This window comes from Rhizobium sophoriradicis (assembly GCF_003939025.1).
Classification (GTDB): domain Bacteria; phylum Pseudomonadota; class Alphaproteobacteria; order Rhizobiales; family Rhizobiaceae; genus Rhizobium; species Rhizobium sophoriradicis.
Genome location: NZ_RQIH01000055.1, coordinates 1 through 1,230, shown reverse-complemented (window position 1 = coordinate 1,230; position 1,230 = coordinate 1). Strand labels below are relative to the sequence as shown.

Here is a 1,230-nt window from a genome sequence, read left to right as displayed (position 1 = left end):
GGGGACTGTTGCAAAATGCTGAGAATATGATTCCGTTGTTTTTGAACGGAGATGATTTGGATGGCGGTGAAGCAGACGGGTCAATTCAGCTTTGTTGATGCGTTGTTGCCGCAGGCAGGCGGCAGCGGGCGTCTGGACCGCCTATGTGGTCTGGTGAAGTGGTATCGATTCGAGAAGCTGTTGCGGGGGCTGCGGGCCGAGGCGTCGGCCGGTCGGCCGGCCTATCCACCGCTGGTGATGTTCAAGGCGCTGCTGCTGCAGTCGCTGTACGGTCTTTCGGATGCGGAATTGGAAGAGGCCCTGTATGACCGGCTGTCGTTTCGCCGTTTTGCCGGGCTGAGCCTGGAGGCGGCCGTTCCCGACCACACGACGCTGTGTCGGTTCCGCAACCTTTTGACCGAAGCCGGTGTCTTGGAGAAGCTGTTTGGCGAACTCGACCGGCAATTGGACGCGGCCGGGCTCATCCTGCGGCGCGGCACGATGCTGGATGCGACGATCATCGAGACCGGCGCGGCGCGCCCACCCCGCGAGCGACTGCCCGGGCAGCAGGTGCCGGAACAGTCAGTGGACGACCAGCCGGCCGATAGGGATGGGGCCTCGCCGCTCAGGCTGAGCGATCCCGATGCCCGCTTCACGCGCCGCAAGGGCCGGCAGGGCTCGTCTTATGGCTACAAGGCCCATGTCGGCGTCGATCAGGACTCCGGCCTGATCCGCCGGGTGAAGACGACGCCGGCCAATGTCAACGACACGGTCTGCGCCGAGGCGCTGATCTGCGGCGACGAACGGGCGGTTTTGGCCGACAGCGCCTATCATACCCATGCTCGGGCCAAAGAGTTAAAGGCCAGAGGCATCAAGGCCCGACTGATGCGCCGGCCCAACAAACACCATAAGACATTGCCGCCCCGGCTGCAGCGCCTGAACACGCTGATCGCCAGGCGGCGGGCGGCCGTCGAGACGACCTTTGCTACATGGAAACGGCGCATGGGCCTGTCGCTCATCCGCTATCGCGGCCTGGCCAAGGCCGAAGCCCAGGTGTTGATGACCGCGATCGCCTTCAATATGCGCCGCTGGGTGACGCTGACCAGCTGACCCAAGGGGCGGACTCCGTCCAGCTGCCTGCCAAATCATCAAATTCAGCCACCATCACCCCGCCACACACCGAAGCGGGGCAAGCACAGATGACGGCAATCGCCTGACCCAAGCTGCAACGCCGGTTATGCAACAGTCCCC

At 63.8% G+C, this 1,230-nt stretch carries 1 protein-coding gene; it reads left to right on the top strand.

Annotated features, from left to right (window positions below; genetic code table 11):
• The first annotated feature begins 60 nt into the window (after positions 1-60).
• On the top strand, positions 61-1,089 hold the full coding sequence (locus EFR00_RS32750; protein ID WP_086155879.1) for an IS5 family transposase: 1,029 nt from the start codon (positions 61-63) through the stop codon (positions 1,087-1,089).
• Positions 1,090-1,230 lie beyond the last annotated feature (141 nt).

Coding starts and splice junctions, on each gene's coding strand:
- EFR00_RS32750 (WP_086155879.1), top strand. CDS start 61: ATGGCGGTGAAGCAGACGGGTCAATTCAGCTTTGTTGATGCGTTGTTG.